This window comes from Trueperella sp. LYQ143 (genome assembly GCF_046599595.1).
Taxonomy (GTDB): Bacteria; Actinomycetota; Actinomycetes; order Actinomycetales; family Actinomycetaceae; genus Trueperella.
On the sequence record NZ_JBKIWR010000022.1, the window covers coordinates 1 to 16,221 of the forward strand.

13 protein-coding genes and 1 tRNA gene are annotated in these 16,221 nt (G+C 53.7%); 2 read left to right on the forward strand and 12 right to left on the reverse strand.

Features of this window, described 5'->3' with window-relative positions; genetic code table 11:
• Positions 1 to 409: 409 nt before the first annotated feature.
• From ACLHIL_RS08165 to ACLHIL_RS08190, 6 genes are all read right to left on the reverse strand, one after another.
• Positions 410 to 482 (reverse strand) — tRNA-Ala (locus ACLHIL_RS08165).
• 279 nt (positions 483 to 761) lie between these two features.
• Entirely contained in the window at positions 762 to 1,409 is a 648-nt protein-coding gene (locus ACLHIL_RS08170) for a histidine phosphatase family protein (RefSeq protein ID WP_411297467.1), read from the reverse strand.
• Positions 1,410 to 1,844 (reverse strand): ribosome silencing factor, encoded by a 435-nt coding sequence (gene rsfS / locus ACLHIL_RS08175; RefSeq protein ID WP_411297468.1) that lies wholly within the window; start codon positions 1,842 to 1,844, stop codon positions 1,410 to 1,412.
• A gap of 14 nt (positions 1,845 to 1,858) precedes the next feature.
• A complete protein-coding gene (locus ACLHIL_RS08180; RefSeq protein WP_411297469.1) occupies positions 1,859 to 3,094 on the reverse strand; it encodes a hypothetical protein in 1,236 nt (411 codons plus the stop codon).
• Positions 3,091 to 3,816, reverse strand: a complete 726-nt coding sequence (gene nadD / locus ACLHIL_RS08185; RefSeq protein WP_411297470.1) for a nicotinate-nucleotide adenylyltransferase — start codon at positions 3,814 to 3,816, stop codon at positions 3,091 to 3,093. Before nadD ends, ACLHIL_RS08180 begins: the two co-directional genes overlap by 4 nt.
• Positions 3,803 to 5,062, reverse strand: coding sequence for a glutamate-5-semialdehyde dehydrogenase (locus ACLHIL_RS08190; protein ID WP_411297471.1), 1,260 nt, complete (start codon positions 5,060 to 5,062; stop codon positions 3,803 to 3,805). The genes nadD and ACLHIL_RS08190 overlap by 14 nt, the downstream gene beginning before the upstream one ends.
• Positions 5,063 to 5,231: 169 nt before the next feature.
• Here ACLHIL_RS08190 and trxA point away from each other — a divergent pair, with 169 nt between their 5' ends.
• Positions 5,232 to 5,615: a thioredoxin gene (trxA, locus tag ACLHIL_RS08195; RefSeq protein WP_411297472.1), complete on the forward strand. Its 384-nt coding sequence runs from the start codon at positions 5,232 to 5,234 to the stop codon at positions 5,613 to 5,615.
• A gap of 155 nt (positions 5,616 to 5,770) precedes the next feature.
• Here the strand turns inward: trxA and ACLHIL_RS08200 are convergent, their stop codons facing one another.
• From ACLHIL_RS08200 to ACLHIL_RS08225, 6 genes are all read right to left on the reverse strand, one after another.
• Positions 5,771 to 6,739 (reverse strand): hypothetical protein, encoded by a 969-nt coding sequence (locus ACLHIL_RS08200; protein WP_411297473.1) that lies wholly within the window; start codon positions 6,737 to 6,739, stop codon positions 5,771 to 5,773.
• 903 nt (positions 6,740 to 7,642) lie between these two features.
• A complete protein-coding gene (gene proB, locus ACLHIL_RS08205; RefSeq protein ID WP_411297474.1) occupies positions 7,643 to 8,743 on the reverse strand; it encodes a glutamate 5-kinase in 1,101 nt (366 codons plus the stop codon).
• A 9-nt stretch (positions 8,744 to 8,752) separates the two neighbouring features.
• Entirely contained in the window at positions 8,753 to 10,279 is a 1,527-nt protein-coding gene (obgE, locus tag ACLHIL_RS08210; RefSeq protein ID WP_411297475.1) for a GTPase ObgE, read from the reverse strand.
• A gap of 132 nt (positions 10,280 to 10,411) precedes the next feature.
• Positions 10,412 to 10,666 carry a 50S ribosomal protein L27 gene (gene rpmA, locus ACLHIL_RS08215; RefSeq protein WP_411297476.1) on the reverse strand — a complete coding sequence of 85 codons (255 nt, stop codon included), beginning with the start codon at positions 10,664 to 10,666 and terminating at the stop codon, positions 10,412 to 10,414.
• 48 nt (positions 10,667 to 10,714) lie between these two features.
• The gene (gene rplU / locus ACLHIL_RS08220; RefSeq protein WP_411297494.1) at positions 10,715 to 11,020 is read right to left on the reverse strand and encodes a 50S ribosomal protein L21; all 306 of its coding nucleotides are present in this window, start codon (positions 11,018 to 11,020) and stop codon (positions 10,715 to 10,717) included.
• Between the two features lie 422 nt (positions 11,021 to 11,442).
• Positions 11,443 to 14,235 (reverse strand): Rne/Rng family ribonuclease, encoded by a 2,793-nt coding sequence (locus ACLHIL_RS08225; protein ID WP_411297477.1) that lies wholly within the window; start codon positions 14,233 to 14,235, stop codon positions 11,443 to 11,445.
• A 492-nt stretch (positions 14,236 to 14,727) separates the two neighbouring features.
• Here ACLHIL_RS08225 and ACLHIL_RS08230 point away from each other — a divergent pair, with 492 nt between their 5' ends.
• Positions 14,728 to 16,221, forward strand: a complete 1,494-nt coding sequence (locus ACLHIL_RS08230) for a cytochrome ubiquinol oxidase subunit I (protein WP_411297478.1) — start codon at positions 14,728 to 14,730, stop codon at positions 16,219 to 16,221.

Sequence of the window (16,221 nt, forward strand, 5' to 3'; positions counted from 1 at the left end):
CCGCACCCCGGGCACTTAACACTCGTCATTCATAACAGAGTGCCAAACCCCTAAAACACACCAACTACAACACCCAGTTTCCCCCGCAATAACGCCAAAAAATCCCGACAAAAGCAACACAATTTGTCCGACCAATTAGTTGACTACAACCAACTAAAACCCCCACTTTCGCGCATCAACACAACGAAAAACCCGAAAAATAGCAACACATTTTGTCCTATAACCCTAGCTTGTTTCCCCTCCTCCGTCTTTTATTCCTCTAGTAGCATCCGTATTAAAAAGACTTAAAGCGGTTAGCAATCCCTTTATCGTCATCTTGTTTATGCCCCGCGTCTACAAACTATTTCTTATACCCAATAAAAATTCCCGTGTTTTCCCACTCTGACCAGGGAAAACACGGGATGTGTTGTGGAGCTAACGGGATTCGAACCCGTGACCTCTTCCATGCCATGGAAGCGCGCTACCAACTGCGCCATAGCCCCGTCGGACCAGATACATACTACCTGGATCCCCTATCGTTGCCAAACCAGCACCTAACTCCCCTGCGGTGATCCCGCTCACCAAATAAGATGGTCGCGATACCTCACACCTTATTCGCATACCTTGCCCTTATTTGGCAACTTCTATGGGGTCACCACACAGATACCTATAAATACTGGGCATATTCACTCCCCGCTGCCACGAGCGCGACTTCCATTGTTCTCATATAACAGTTATACGTATGCCCGTGATATTTCCCTTTGCGCACAGGGCGTTCTCTATTACCGCGCAGTATCCGCCAATACAGCCGGACGATAGCTCGTCTCGTTATAAGAGCACAACTTCCATCCTCCGGACGAAGGGATCAGCGTCGCCCAACGGCAGTTATCCATCCCACGGATCCCATGCCAGAGGCTTGGATTCAGCCCAAGGAGCGTGGTTATCCCGGTGCTGATCGCCGCTCCGTGGGAGACAAAAACAAGCGTTTGTTCTTCCTCATCCGCATCAAAACGTGTTACCCAGTCAGTCACTGCGGCGGCAACCCGCTGACCACATTCTTCTCGCGTTTCAATATCCAGCCCTTGCGGATCACCTGATTCCCGCCATTGCTCCCATTGCAGTGGATACGCCGCACGGATCTCCGGTGAGGTCATCCCCTCCCAGCAACCAAAACAGCGCTCCTGAATACGCTCATCACATAGCACCTCTACTCCGATGCGATGTGCTAGATATTCCGCAGTATCGCGGGCACGCACCAGCGGCGAAGAAACTATGTGGGTGATTCCAGCGAGGGCTAATTCGCCTGCCGCCTCCTGCGCTTGCGTATGACCACGATCATCTAACTCGTGATCCTGGCTTCCCTGAATACGCCGACCCACATTTAAGGCTGTCTGACCATGACGCCACAATATAATGCGTCGAACAGCCATTTACAGCTCCTCGTCCTCCCATGTAGGTGCGAAATACTGCGCAAGCGACGACGGGGCAGCCTCTTCGACAGTAACGTCATCTGGCAAGGCAATCTCCGGGCAGTCACCCCACAGCTTTTCCAAGGCATAGAATTCACGATCCTCGTCTTGTTGCACGTGGACCATGACATCTCCAAAATCAAGAAGCACCCAATGCGCTTCTGAATCTAAGCCTTCACGGCGTAGCCGACGATGCCCCGCTTTATGCATGGCCTCCTCTACATCGTCAACCAATGCACGCACTTGACGTTCAGATGAGCCGGAGATCACCAGAAAAACATCAGTCAGCACGAGACGCTCAGAGACGTCAATCGCGCAAATAGAGGTTGCTTTACCAGCCGAAGCAGCCCGGGCAGCAACAATAGTTGCCTCGATCGCATGTTGTGTTGCGCTCATATACAGCCTAAAACCTATAACAATTGAACCGTCGTCGTTACCGCCGACTCCACACCGTGAGCAGACAGGATATTGGCGTTAATCCACGATCCACCCAAGTAGCCGATAAGAGCCGCAATCAATACCGCGATCAACCAATTCAGCCACATGCGCCACGGGGCTTCAACTTCGCTCTCTTCGTCAGCATCAACAGCGTTAGCAATCGTTTCAGTATCGGCTTTCGCGGTTGCTGAAAGGCTGGCTTCTTCTTCAGCACTCGCCTCAGATTTCGCGGTATCCACATCGGAAGACGCCGTCGCTGGGGACGCTGCTTCTGCTGCTCCATCACTCTCACGAACACCAGAGCGATCTTCTTTGCTCGTCATCGCCAAGAAACGCTCCCGTAACGGGATTTCGTCCTCGTCTGTATCTTCCTCATCCTCGCTGAGGTCATCATCGCTATGAGGTTCGCTCTTTTCCGTAGCGTCGTGGCTCTCACCCGAATCCGCTACTGCGTGCGCTTCTGCCGCTGCAGAGGGGTTATCCTCCGCTTCTGCCACATCGTTATCCTCAGACGGCAGCGGTGCTGACAGCATAGCTTCTTTATCGTCCAACTCGCCCGAATCCGACGCATCACCATCACCAGATTCGTTCGAATCCTGATCGGCAAATAGATCAAATACTGATTTACGCTCCGGTGCGGCCGCTTCGGCGGTTGCACCCTGCTCAGAGGCCATAGCCGATTCCGGCAGAGTGGATACGTCACTCGCTGGCGTAAAGGCGACCGTCTGCTCCAACTCCCCAGTCTGAACGTCAACTGGTGATCCATCAAAGGTCGAATCGGAGGAAACACCGCCCAAATCACTATTTTCTGTGGAATCATCACCATCCGAGGTACGCGATTCATCGCCATCCGAAACTGTACCGGCAGCGGAAGAAATAACTGGTGACGGCGTATCGGGATCCCCTGATACGCCAACAGACTCTTGCTTCGCCTCGCCAAAGGCTGATTCCTCGGCAGAACGCTCACTGCTAATCTCGCCGCCCTCGCCAGCGGTGCTCTCCACTGGGGTCGAAGTTGGTTCCGCCTGCTCTACCAGGGCAGCCTGCCGTTCGCGCTCAGCCCGTTCCAGCTCACGAAGCTCTTTACGCGACGGACGGCGCAAACGAATCTCGGACGTCTCCGTCAACGACGAGGAATCTGATGGGCGCGCTTGTAGCTTTCCCATCTCGCGCAGCTCACGACGCGATAAGCGCGGAGTGTCACTCATTCAGTCTCCTCCCCAGCTTTCCCACTAACGGCATATTCACCGTCAGGCTCACGGCCGGTCACATTCTCCGGTGGTACATATAGATGATACTTGTTTATGTATTGTACAACCCCATCAGGAACGAGATACCACACTGGAACCCCACGATCTGCCCGCTGACGAATACCCGTTGAGGAAATTGCCATAGCGGGAATCTCCACAACACTAACCGATTCGCGGGGCAACGCACTAATATCCAGCACATGACCAGGGCGATTAACCCCTACAAAATGGGCTAAAGACCATAGCTCTTCAGGATCTTTCCAATGCAAAATTTGCGGTAAGACGTCTGCGCCGGTAATAAAATATAAATCCGCATCCGGGTATAACTCGCGTAAATCCCGCAGAGTATCAATGGTATATGTCACTCCACCTCGGTCAATATCCACCCGCGACACCGTGAAACGTGGATTCGACGCCGTTGCAATCACCGTCATTAAATATCGATGCTCCGCGTGAGTGACCTTACGATCCTTCTTAAACGGCTGCTCCCCCGTCGGTACAAAAATCACTTCGTCAAGATCGAAGTAGTATTGCACCTCTGAGGCGGCAACCAAATGCCCGTGATGGATCGGATCGAATGTGCCACCCATAATCCCGATACGCTGCCGGCGCACTCCCTGACGCCCTTCCCCACGCGGCACGACGTGGAGCGCTTCGCGATCCCAATTATGCTCGGACATGCCCGTCTCCCTGTACAATCCACGTCGTCGTCGTCAATTCGGTTAATCCCATCGGACCGCGCGCATGCAATTTCTGGGTGGAAATGCCGATCTCTGCCCCCAGGCCCAACTGCCCACCGTCAGTAAAACGAGTCGAGGCATTAATCATGACAGCTGCCGAATCCATCGAATCCGTAAACCGATTAATCGCTGCCCAATCTTGCGCCACAATCGCTTCGGTATGCCCAGAAGAATACCGACGAATATGCCCAATCGCCGCGGATAAATCAGCCACCACACCGAGAGCAAGATCCAAAGAATTGTACTCCGTTTCCCAATCTTCCTCAGTGGCCAGATCATAGTTTTCCAGATAAGCCCCCGCTTGCGAATCGGCATGCAAGCGCACACCAGCTTCCTGTAGCCGACGACCAATTCGCGGCAGGAAATCCGCAGCAATATCCTGATGCACCAGCACGGTTTCTACCGCGTTACACACCCCAGGGCGTTGAACCTTTGCATTAAGAATGATTGCCTCGGCCTTATCCAGATCGGCGCTGCGGTCCACATAAATGTGGCAGTTGCCAACTCCCGTTTCAATCGTCGGCACCGTTGCTTCTCGCACTACCATCTGGATCAACCCGGCACCACCACGCGGGATAACCACGTCCACGAAACCGCGCGCCTGCAGCAGAGCCTGCGCCCCAGCTCTCCCGTACTCATCAATCGTAATAACCGCATCCGCGCATAATCCCTCACCCGTTAGAGCCCGACGGATAACGGCGACCAGTGCCTGATTCGATTCACGGGCCGCACTCCCGCCGCGCAACAGCACTGCATTGCCTGATTTAATCGCGAGCGCCGCAGCATCAACCGTGACGTTTGGGCGCGCTTCGTAGATCATGCCCAAGACGCCTAAAGGAACGCGCTTGCAAATCAGCCGCAAACCGTTAGGTAACGTTCGACCATTAATCACTTCACCGACGGGATCTGGCAAGGCCGCGACCTCGCGAACAGCCTGAGCGATTCCGGCGATGCGTTCCGACGTCAACAACAGACGATCCAGGAGCGATTCACGCATTCCACCGGCACGCTCCCGCTCCATATCCACCGAGTTCGCCTGAACAATCTGTGCGGAATCAGCCTCCAACGCGTCGGCGATGGCAAATAACGCCGAGTTTTTCTGTTGGCTCGTCAGGAGGCGCAACTCCTGGGCAGCTATGCGGGCGTGCCGAGCATATTGTTCAATAGCGTGACGTGCAGTATCCATGACCTCTATTATGCCTGCTGTTATCGCTATGAGCGTGCTTGAGTACCGGACTGTTTACTTTATGAGTAGAATTACCTGTGCGTTAACCACACGGGAGTCCTCTCCCCGTATTGGGTTCAAAGATGCGGTGTGCGCATGTCTGTCACCCCGCTGCAGAAAGGATATAACCATGGCAACGGTGGAAATTACTAGCGAAAACTTTAATGACTATGTGCAAAACGGAACGGTTATTCTCGACTTTTGGGCTTCGTGGTGCGGTCCATGCCGCCAGTTCGGTCCGACCTTTGAAGCAGTATCTGAGAAATATCCAGACATCACCTTCGGCAAGGTTGATACTGAAGCGCAGCGCGAATTGGCGCAGACCTTCCAGATCATGTCTATCCCCACGGTGATGATTTTCCGCGACGGGATCCGCCTATTTGCTAATTCAGGAGCGATTCCGGCTGCCGCGCTAGAAGATCTCATCTCGCAAGCTCAGGCTGTGGATATGGATGAGGTTCGGGCAAAAATTGCCGAGGCTGGCTCTGAACCGGCAGCAGAGGAAACCGAGTAGAGTTACGCGAGATACGTACAGATAGCCTCGTTGCCAGCTTCCTTGGCAGCGAGGCTATTCTAGCTTTGCAGCTACTCTTCTTTGTAGCGATCCTTCTTTGTAGCAATTCTTTCTGCAGTTATATTCTGCAGCTTTCTTTATAGCGTCTCGGTTTTCTATGACTCTGCTACCGGAGTTGATCTGGCGTGAATCAACGGGATAACTCCCCGCAGGATAGAAGCAAGATCCGTCGGTAGTGAAGCCGGAATAAAGACGAAGCCATCGGCCGCTCCCATACCGACCCATGATTCGATGGTATCCGCAACGGAATACACTGTTCCCACCACTGAGGCAATACCAGCAAACAGCTCTTCGCCCGTCATATCACTGATTAAAGCAGCTCGTTCTTGAGCAGTAGCTAACGAACTGGAGATGACAATACCCATCTCAGCAAGCACGATTACTTGCCTGCCTAGCTCGCGGCCAGCCGCTTGAATAGCGAATCGGGCCTCACGGGCAGCATGTGGATCTGCCACTTGTAACCGGACGATATCGGCAATGGAAGCGATAATATGTGCTCGCTCTGGCGGAATCACCGGATTAGTAATAATGACGCAGATCCGCATTCCAGCAGCGCGTGCGCCAGCGGCCGCTTTCGTCAATCCTGCAAAATCCGAATTAGTGTGCAAACCAAACGTTAATCCTGCCCATCCGCCATTTTGGTTGGCTAAAAGATCCACGCTGGTATTGACCACGTTAGGATTATCGACAGCCCCCGCAAATATGCCACCTTCAGAAATATCTGCCAATTTGGCAGCAACTTTTACCGCATCATAGGTGGTATCACGACGAGTTGTTTCAGAAGCAGAAAGAAATTGCGAATCAAGAGTAATGAAATCCATCCCCCCGCGCTGTGCAGCTTTGACGGAGGAAACCAGACGGGGAAAGTTCACCCGTTCTGGCGGGAGCTCTAATGATTCGAGATATTCTGAATCGGCTGCCCCGAGAGCTGACAGATCAATGCCAAGCCAGATTGTTGCCGGCTGCTCTGTGCGCACAGTCTGGGCATTATCGCCCGAAGGTTCCGGCGAATCGTAGGGATCAGATCCGCTATCAGCGCTGTGGGAAGATAATTCGATCGTCATGTGTTTTACGTCCATCTCTTGTGCCGCGGAAAACATACGTCGGCGTCATTGACCTGTCAGTGAGTATGCTGGCGAAATACTGCGAAGTGCTACCGTCAGTTATGAATCGGAATATCAGTATTTGCTAGTGCTACTGGCACATTCGCCAGGAATGGATGAACGTTGGACGCTGCGCACGGACAACTACGAAATGACGATCCTGAAGTAGAGCGAGTCGATTAAACATCAGTCATTCCTTTCGTCTCCGACGCACACTGTCATGTGAAAAGTTATCGGTAACATCGGCGAGAAAACAACGCTTCGCTCGCGCTTACACATTACCTACGGTTTCGAAAGTACCGAATTACGCTGATGGCGTTCAACACAAACACGTGCTTTTATCCAGAAACGACTCCAGCTAAAGGCTTAAGCCGAATATAAAAGTTGTAGTTAACCCGCGAAATATCACGGTTTGGCCCACAATCATGCCGACATGTGATATTGATTACGTAAAGTCTTGATAGTGTGCGACAATGCCCGCTGCTAAGGACTCTATTTCCTCCATTACTCCCCCCACCTGCCGGCTACATTTTCCTTCTACACCAGGCCAGGAGGTAGCAGATACGGAATCTTCCCCCGCTAACTAGCCGCAATCTACCGGCTCATTCTCGCCACTCCTGCCCACCATCAGCAGGTATTTTCTTAATTAACCCGCAATCTAGCACTAAGGCATCGCAGCGATGGAATGGCGAAACCTAGCTACAATAGCCATTCCATACTCGGCGGGGCGCACCAATGTTATTCAATGTTATAAATATGCCGATATTGTTCATACGATCAAGCCGCCGATGCTCGAAATTCTCTCCTATATGCAGCATGTACCCCATACCATCACAGCTCGCTGCATTTATGCGAGATAGAAAATCACCGAGCAGGAAAAACTAAATCGTCTACATGAACGATCGGACGAGGTGCCGCACCATCGGCAACAAAGCGCTCCACTTCCCCCGTGGAAAAAGCAGTCAAACCACGGGCAACCTCATGCCCCGCCGGATCAACAATGGATACCACGTCACCAGCAGCAAAAGATCCATGACATGCAGTAATTCCCACTGCCAATAGAGACGCCCCACCGCCACGCAAAGCCCGAGCAGCACCGGAATCAACAGTAATCGTTCCGCGCGCCATAGCCGCATTGCGCATCCACAAGGCGCGAGCTGCTAACCGTTTAGAGCGCGGGACGAACCAGGTACCAATCGTTTGCCCCGACAGTGCCGCTGGCAGATCGTCAGCCGAAGCCACCAAAGTAGCAACACCGCCGGAAGTTGCAATCCGCGCCGCATCCACTTTGGTTGCCATCCCGCCCGTGCCAACATCGGAGCCTTTGCCGGTAATTTGTACCCCAACCAGATCGTCAATATCGGTTACTTCGGAGATCAGTTTTGCCCCTGGCATACTCGGCGGGCCAGTGTATAAGCCATCAACATCAGTGAGGAGAATCAACGCCGTGGCATCGACGATATGAGCCACCAATGCCGCCAGCCGATCATTATCTCCAAAACGTAACTCGTCGGTAACAACCGCGTCATTTTCATTAATAATTGGCACGACGCCAAGATGTAACAGACGTTTCAAAGCAGCCTGGGCATTCGCGTAATGCCGCCGATTGACGACGTCATCAGGAGTCAATAGCACCTGACCAACACGAATATCAAAGCGAGAGAATTCTTCCGCGTAAGCACGCATTAATCGCGACTGCCCCACCATAGCCGCTGCCTGCTGGTCACGCACATCACGCGGTCTACGACGAAATCCTAGCGGAGCCAGACCAGCCGCAATGGATCCAGAAGACACCAAGACAACTTCCTGCCCTCTTCTACGTGCTTGCCCAACCGTATCAACCAATTCACGCAGACGATCCATCGCCAATGAGCCGTCGGCAGACGTTAAGGACGACGATCCGATTTTAATGACCAGACGCGGTGCAGTACCGAGTAAGTAGCGATTCGATAATAGGGGTTTCACGAGGCGATTCTACCGTTCATCATCACGCACGGCAGGATCTGTCCACAAGCCCTCCGCACGATCGTCTCGTAGCTCCTGGCGAGCAGCCTCTTTGGCATCCATTCGTTCATGGAAAGCAGCTTTACGTTCCCGTCGGCTCGCTCGATGCGACTGAGCCAAACGAGGATCCGTCCCGCGTGGGGCAAGCAATTCCGCACCGGTAGAAATCGTTGGCTCCCAATCAAAAACAACTCCGTCTTCCAGGGAACCGATCACCACAGTATCTCCGGCATTCGCTCCACACGCCATGAGTTCTTTCTCAACCCCCAAAGTATGTAGGCGATCTGCTAAATAGCCGACAGCTTCGTCATTAGAAAAGTCCGTCTGATTCATCCAACGCTCCGGCTTCGTGCCACGTACCTGGTAAATCGTCTTTGTTCCCTGACGGCGGGGGGTGACAGTGAATCCCGTATCGTCTTGGCTAACCGGACGGATAATAGGACGCGCCGGAGCCAGGACCTCGTGTTGGCGTGTCTGCTCAACGAGCCGAGCCAAGGCGAAACTTAATTCCCGCAGACCTTCACGGGCCACTGCTGAAACAATAAAAATCGGGATATTGCGATCGCGCAACTCATCAATAACGAATTCTGCGAGTTCTCGAGCTTCCGGAACGTCTACCTTATTGAGAATGATACAGCGCGGTCGATCCATCAATGCGACCCGATCCTCCATCGGCGGGATAGTATCAGCATAGGCCGCTAGTTCTGATTCAATAACGTCTAAATCTGTGACCGGATCTCGCCGTGGCTCCAACGTTGCGCAATCAACGACATGCGCAATGACGGAACAGCGTTCGATATGCCGCAAAAACTCGTGGCCGAGCCCTTTCCCCTGGGACGCTCCCGGAATCAAACCGGGGACGTCAGCCATCGTAAACCGCATTCCACCAGCGTCAACAACCCCCAAGTTGGGAACGAGAGTGGTGAAAGGGTAGTCAGCAATTTTCGGGCGAGCTGCCGACATTGCCGCAATTAATGAGGATTTTCCGGCCGACGGGAAACCCACCAAGGCAACATCTGCTACAGATTTCAGCTCCAAGGTGATTTGGCGTTCTTCTCCTGGCTCGCCGAGTAGTGCAAACCCTGGAGCACGGCGTTTTGGCGAGGCGAGGGCAGCATTTCCCAATCCGCCATAGCCGCCTTGTGCCGCGATAAATTCTGCCCCCTCGCCAACCAGATCGGCGATAATATTGCCGTCTTCATCCTTGACCACAGTTCCTGAGGGGACGCTGACGATTAAATCCTCTCCGCGTTTGCCATGGCGCATATCGCCTTCACCGGGTTTACCGTTTTGTGCTTTCAGATGCGGAGCGTGATGTAGCGATAAAAGGGTCGATTCTTGCCCATCAACCCGCAAAATAACATCGCCACCATGACCACCATTTGCCCCATCGGGCCCGCCAAGTGGCTTAAATTTTTCTCGACGTACCGACGTGCAGCCATTTCCCCCTTTACCTGCACTAATGTGCAAGGTCACACGGTCGATGAAATGGGCCATGTCTGCTCCTTCCGATCTCGCGATTATCCGCAATCGTTGCCGATACCTGCCGCGTCCGGTGGTATCACTCAGATAACACCATAAAAAATAAGGGGCGAAGAGCAATGCCCTCCACCCCTCGTGTGTTTGCGTTTAGGCGGTTGCCACAACACTCACGACTTTGCGGTTGCGCTTAACTCCGAAGTCAACCGTACCGGATTCCAACGCGAACAAGGTATCGTCCTTGCCACGACCGACGTTATCGCCCGGGTGGTACTTGGTGCCACGCTGACGCACGAGGATTTCGCCCGCATTGACAGCCTGACCCGCGAAGCGCTTGACGCCAAGACGCTTGGCGTTAGAATCGCGACCGTTGTTACTGGAGCTCGCGCCCTTCTTGTGTGCCATCTGTAGACCCTCTTTTCCGTTAAAGACTTATGCGATACGCCGAGGAGATTACTCGATGCCCGTGATCTGCAGGCGGGTCAACTTCTGACGGTGACCCTGGCGCTTACGATAACCAGTCTTGTTCTTGTACTTGACGATGGAGATCTTCGGCCCCTTTTCGTCACGCACGATTTCCGCGGTGACCTTAGCAGAGATTCCATCGGCAGACGTGGTTACCTTCTCGCCATCGACGAGCATGATGGGCTCTAGCTCGACCTTGTCTCCAGATTCGCCTTCCATCTTGTTCACAACCACTATGGAACCGACGGACACCTTTTCTTGGCGGCCGCCCACTTTCACAATCGCGTAAACCACGTTTAGCTCATCTCTGTCGATTCGGATGCACCCGAAAGTGCCTTGAATTCTGATCGCTTCCGGCAGCGTCATCAAGAAACATCACTGCCAAAGCGCCAAGTCACGATTCTACTGAGGCAACTGAGAATGGACAAGTTAGCGAACCGCGATTATCACCACACTTAACCATCCGCGTGTCGGTTATTCGCGCAGCTATCGCCACATATAGGCGCCGCAGCCGAGACAGAGCGATAAACCGAAGCCTACCTCTTAATCCCTGTGTGCGCGCACTAGATCCGGCTCTTACTATGCGCTTTTATTGAGCGTACACCCCTCTGCGCATGCCGCCTTAAAAGGTTTACTCCCCTTAAGTGGATAGCCGCTGTCAGATGACTCTTGCCAGATGACGGCCGCGCCATCTAGCAGTCAGCCAATGCAGCAGCCTACTGCGTCACCGGAAAGGACATAATCGCCGACGAACCCGACGACGCTGGCGTAATCGTTCCCGAGGAGGTTACCCGCCGCCGTGACGATCGCGTCGTGCGCGAAGCGGTAGCCGGCTTATCCGAGGGCTCAACGGCAATACCTGAGGGTTCGTTACCGCGCGAGGTATCGTCGTCGTTATCTTGTATCCCAGTAGCGCGCACAGTTTCCTGCGTCGATTCTCCTACTTGAGTATCGGTGGACACTCGGCGCGTGCGAGTCCGTTTCTTTTCGCCGCTACGCCCAGCAGATTTTTCCCGATCTGCGCCTGAGCGCGAACGACGAGAACGCGACGTGTTTTCTGCTGTTCCCTCCGCAGAACCCGCTACCGGCTGCGCGTACTTTTCCTGATTTACTGTTGGCGCTGCCGCTTTTTCTGCTAACTCTCGCTGTGCTCCATGCTCTTCGTCACCGGCAGATCCGGAATCTCCATCTCCGTTAGCAGAACGGCTAGCTGCCGCCTTTTTCTTTCCAGCTCCCGCAGCCGTGGATTCCTTTTTCCGCCCGGTTTTTGCCGTCGTATTCGCACTGCGCCGACCCCGACGCGGTTTTTCCTCCGCTTGACTCGCTGCACTGTGTTCGGTTACCTGCGCGTCATCATTCGCCTCTCCCGCAGTTTCCGCTGCATGAGCCGCACCATTATCGCTAGTTTGTTCATGCTTTTGCGAAGCAGCCGCCGCGATATTGGCCAGAGCTGCCCGAACTTCGTCATGCTTAGGATCAGGCTTTTCCTCTACCACTGGCGTATTCTTGCGACGCGACGTCACCCGCGGCGAGTGCCCCTCAGTTTCGGCCCGTTCTACTGGATTTTCATGCGTGATGTATCCGCGCCCGTCACAGGCTTCACAGGTCGTGGAAAAGGCCTCAACAAGCCCCTGCCCCACTCGTTTACGGGTCATTTGCACCAGCCCGAGTGAGGTCACCTCGGCAACTTGGTGGCGTGTACGATCCCGACCCAAACATTCGATAAGCCGCCGTAAAACTAGGTCGCGATTCTGTTCCAGAACCATGTCAATAAAATCAATGACGATGATTCCGCCAATATCGCGCAACCGCAACTGCCGCACGATTTCCTCTGCCGCTTCCAAGTTATTGCGCGTTACCGTCTCTTCCAGAGTTCCCCCTGAGCCGGTGAACTTTCCCGTGTTGACGTCAATAACCGTCATTGCCTCAGTGCGCTCGATAATGAGCGAACCACCTGAGGGCAAAAAGACTTTGCGGTCAAAGGCCTTCGCCAACTGCTCATCAACTCGATGTCGGGCGAAAATGTCCTCATTGCCTTGCCACTGGGTCAACCGTTCACTTAGCTCAGGCGATAGCTCCCTGACGTACTCAGAGATCGTCTCCCATGCTTCATCTCCGGAAATGACGAGAGATGTGAAATCTTCATTGAAAATATCTCGCACGACGCGCACTGCCAGCTCAGGTTCACCCTTGAGTAACGACGGTGCGTTCTTTGAGGATTTGGACTTCGCCTGGATATCTGCCCAGGCTTTCATAAGCCGATCGACGTCGCCCTGGAGTTGCTCTTCCGTCGCTCCTTCTGCTGCAGTTCGCACGATAACGCCATGCTCACTGGGAACAATCTTCTTCAAAATCGTCTTTAGGCGGGCGCGTTCCTTTTCTGGGAGTTTGCGCGAAATTCCCGTCATCGATCCACCTGGCACCAAGACGAGATGACGCCCCGGGAGGGTGACTTGCCCCGTGAGACGCGCACCCTTATGCCCAATCGGATCTTTCGTGACCTGGACGAGGACCGTATCGCCAGATTTCAAGGCGTCCTCAATCTTGCGAGCCTTATTGGCCATACCCACTGCATCCCAGTCAACCTCGCCGGAATACAGCACTGCATTGCGCCCTTTTCCGATGTCAACGAACGCCGCCTCCATTGACGGCAAGACGTTTTGCACCCGCCCCAGGTAGACGTTACCGACCATAGAGGTCTGCGTATGCCGAGCTACATAATGTTCAACCAATACACCATCTTCTAAAACGGCAATCTGGTTCAGACCGTTTTGTTCACGAACCAGCATCGTTCGATCGACGGCTTCTCGGCGAGCAAGATACTCTGACTCAGAAATTGTTTGCCGACGCCGCCCCGCCTTTCGACCTTCCTTGCGGCGACGTTTCTTCGCTTCTAAACGCGTTGACCCTTTTGGCGCCGCTACTCCGTCATCCTCAGATTCTTCTGCGGAGCGCCGACGGCGCCGACGGCGAATCGTGGCCGTTGCCAAGCCACTTTCGGTGCTTTCTTCTGACGTAGAGCGTTCTGTGTTCTCATCGCTATCGACTGCGGAACGTTCCGCCGACTCCATCGCTTCTGTATCAGCTACACGCGAGGCGCGAGCCGTGCGAGAACGTTTGCGTACCCCCGAGGTAACGGAAGTAGAAAGCTCAGCTCCAGCTTCCTCATTATCAGCACTTTTCTTTTTTGCTGTTACTCGCTTTGACCGGCGCTCAGTTGACTCATCTGCGGAGCTAGCCGTTATTGGCTGGACTTCTCCTGACCCCTCAGAGCGGGACCGACGGGAACGGCGACGAGGACCGCCATCTTCTTCCACGTCTTTCACAGCCTTAGCAGTCAATGGCGTTTGCGCACTCAGGGGATGAGCAGAGTCAGCGCTCTCCTCATCCCGATGCTTACGCCGCGAGCGGATCGCCCGCGTCATATCTGGCTCTTGGAACAGCAGTGCCGTGACTGGCGCACTGCGCATTGCTGCCTTTTCGGCGGTATTTTCGGCATAATCTGCCATGGGTATCCCCTTGCCGGCGCTGGTATGCATCAAAACCTTTCGCCGTGCGTTCGTCGTAACTCGCGTTACGGAAGCTTCTTATGAGATGCGGCTCGCCTAGCTGGAAGAATCGTTCAGCGCTGCGGGCGTAGCCCACGAGTCGATGCTCACTCGCATATTCCAGTTCCTCATTCTATACCCTTTCCTCGCAGCGCGGTATCTCCGGCGACATGGAATATCAATAGCGCAACCATAAAACAAAATCAGGACCTATGACCTATCTACTTTCGATTCTGCCAAAATTGTGTGCACTGTTACTAAATCTAGGACGTTCGACGCATCCTTTCGAGACGCATCCGCTTTCATGTGTGAGTTAAGATTGCCTGTATCTGATGACCATATCTTGTGCGCATCGCCGTTGGGCACACCGTCCGATCCGCACAAGATCCTCTCGGCTATGCCGAACACAAGCGACCACGCTCGCTTCACTACACACTCGGAAAGGTAACTCTGATGGATGTCTTAGACCTTTCACGGTGGCAGTTCGCAATTACAACGGTCTACCACTTCTTGCTGGTACCGCTCACAATCGGACTTTCGCCACTCGTGGCAATCATGCAGACCAAGTGGCTGCGCAGCGGAGAAACCAAGTGGCTGCGTATGTCCGAGTTCTTCGGAAAATTATTCCTGATTAACTTCGCACTTGGCGTCGCCACCGGCATCGTCCAGGAATTCCAGTTCGGTATGACCTGGTCTAACTACTCGTTATTCGTCGGTGATATTTTCGGCGCACCACTTGCATTCGAAGCCCTACTCGCCTTCTTCATGGAATCTGTATTCCTCGGCGTGTGGATCTTCGGTCGTGGCCGCATTTCCCCCAAGGCTCACACTATTTCGATCTGGCTGGCCGCGTTGGGTACCAATATCTCAGCACTATTTATTCTTGCCGCCAACTCGTTCATGCAAAATCCGAATGGTGCAGTATTCAACCCCGAGACAGGTCGCGCCGAACTTGACGGGATGGGCGGCTTCCTCAAAGTCGTCTTCTCCCCCACGACGCTCTACACCTTGCTACACACCATTGCTGCCTCACTGATGGTAGCCGGCACCTTAATCTCCGGTGTCGCAATCTGGTGGATCGTTCGTTGCGTCAAAGCCGGCAACGAAGTGGAAGCTCGCGAATTCTGGAAGCCTGCCGCTCGTTTCGGTTTGAAGGTACTCGCCGGAGCCGGTATTCTCGCCGTCCTATCTGGGCACTTCATGGGCCAGCACATGTACGAGATTCAGCCAACGAAGATGATTGCCGCCATGGGCATCGCCGAGTCAGGCGAATCGCAGAATCTCGGCCTCGTTATGCTCGGTACCGAACTGACCGAGGATTCCGTCGTGAAACTGCCGATCCCTGGTTTGGAATCCTTCATGGTGACAGACCACTTCTCTGGTCCGGACTCAAAGTTGATTGGCGCCAAGGAGATTCAGGATACCTTCGAAAAGCTCATGCCATCTGAAGATAATCCGAACTACCTGCCCAATCCATTTATTGCGTTCTACTCGTTCCGAGTCATGATGGGGCTGGGATTCGTTTCCATTGCCTTGGCCTTCCTCGGGCTGGCGCTATTGCGAGGCGATAGGCTCATCACTGAGAAGAAGATTGCATCCTTGTTTGTCTGGACGATTCCGCTTCCCTACCTGGCCTCCACTTTCGGCTGGATTTTGGCAGAAATGGGTCGCCAGCCCTGGATCGTTTATCCAAACTTTACCGATGCCAAAGCACCTGGAGCGGTTCGCCTCCTGACCGAGCAAGGCGTTTCCGACAACGTTCACTCGGTGGAAGTATTCATCTCCATGATTATCTTCACCTTGCTCTACGCCGTACTCGGCCTCGTGTTCTTCAAGCTCATCGTTCGCTACTCCAAGGAGGGCATCAACCCTGCTCAGCCACTCTTGCTTGAGCAGAAGCACTCCAAGGTTGTTGACGATGACGTCAAACTGAGCTTCGCATACTAA

Bases quoted from the DNA above. Each gene is read 5' to 3' on its own strand.
- ACLHIL_RS08170 (WP_411297467.1), bottom strand. From the start codon at position 1,409: ATGGCTGTTCGACGCATTATATTGTGGCGTCATGGTCAGACAGCCTTA.
- rsfS (WP_411297468.1), bottom strand. From the start codon at position 1,844: ATGAGCGCAACACAACATGCGATCGAGGCAACTATTGTTGCTGCCCGG.
- ACLHIL_RS08180 (WP_411297469.1), bottom strand. From the start codon at position 3,094: ATGAGTGACACTCCGCGCTTATCGCGTCGTGAGCTGCGCGAGATGGGA.
- nadD (WP_411297470.1), bottom strand. From the start codon at position 3,816: ATGTCCGAGCATAATTGGGATCGCGAAGCGCTCCACGTCGTGCCGCGT.
- ACLHIL_RS08190 (WP_411297471.1), bottom strand. From the start codon at position 5,062: ATGGATACTGCACGTCACGCTATTGAACAATATGCTCGGCACGCCCGC.
- trxA (WP_411297472.1), top strand. From the start codon at position 5,232: ATGGCAACGGTGGAAATTACTAGCGAAAACTTTAATGACTATGTGCAA.
- ACLHIL_RS08200 (WP_411297473.1), bottom strand. From the start codon at position 6,739: ATGACGATCGAATTATCTTCCCACAGCGCTGATAGCGGATCTGATCCC.
- obgE (WP_411297475.1), bottom strand. From the start codon at position 10,279: ATGGCCCATTTCATCGACCGTGTGACCTTGCACATTAGTGCAGGTAAA.
- rpmA (WP_411297476.1), bottom strand. From the start codon at position 10,666: ATGGCACACAAGAAGGGCGCGAGCTCCAGTAACAACGGTCGCGATTCT.
- ACLHIL_RS08225 (WP_411297477.1), bottom strand. From the start codon at position 14,235: ATGGCAGATTATGCCGAAAATACCGCCGAAAAGGCAGCAATGCGCAGT.
- ACLHIL_RS08230 (WP_411297478.1), top strand. From the start codon at position 14,728: ATGGATGTCTTAGACCTTTCACGGTGGCAGTTCGCAATTACAACGGTC.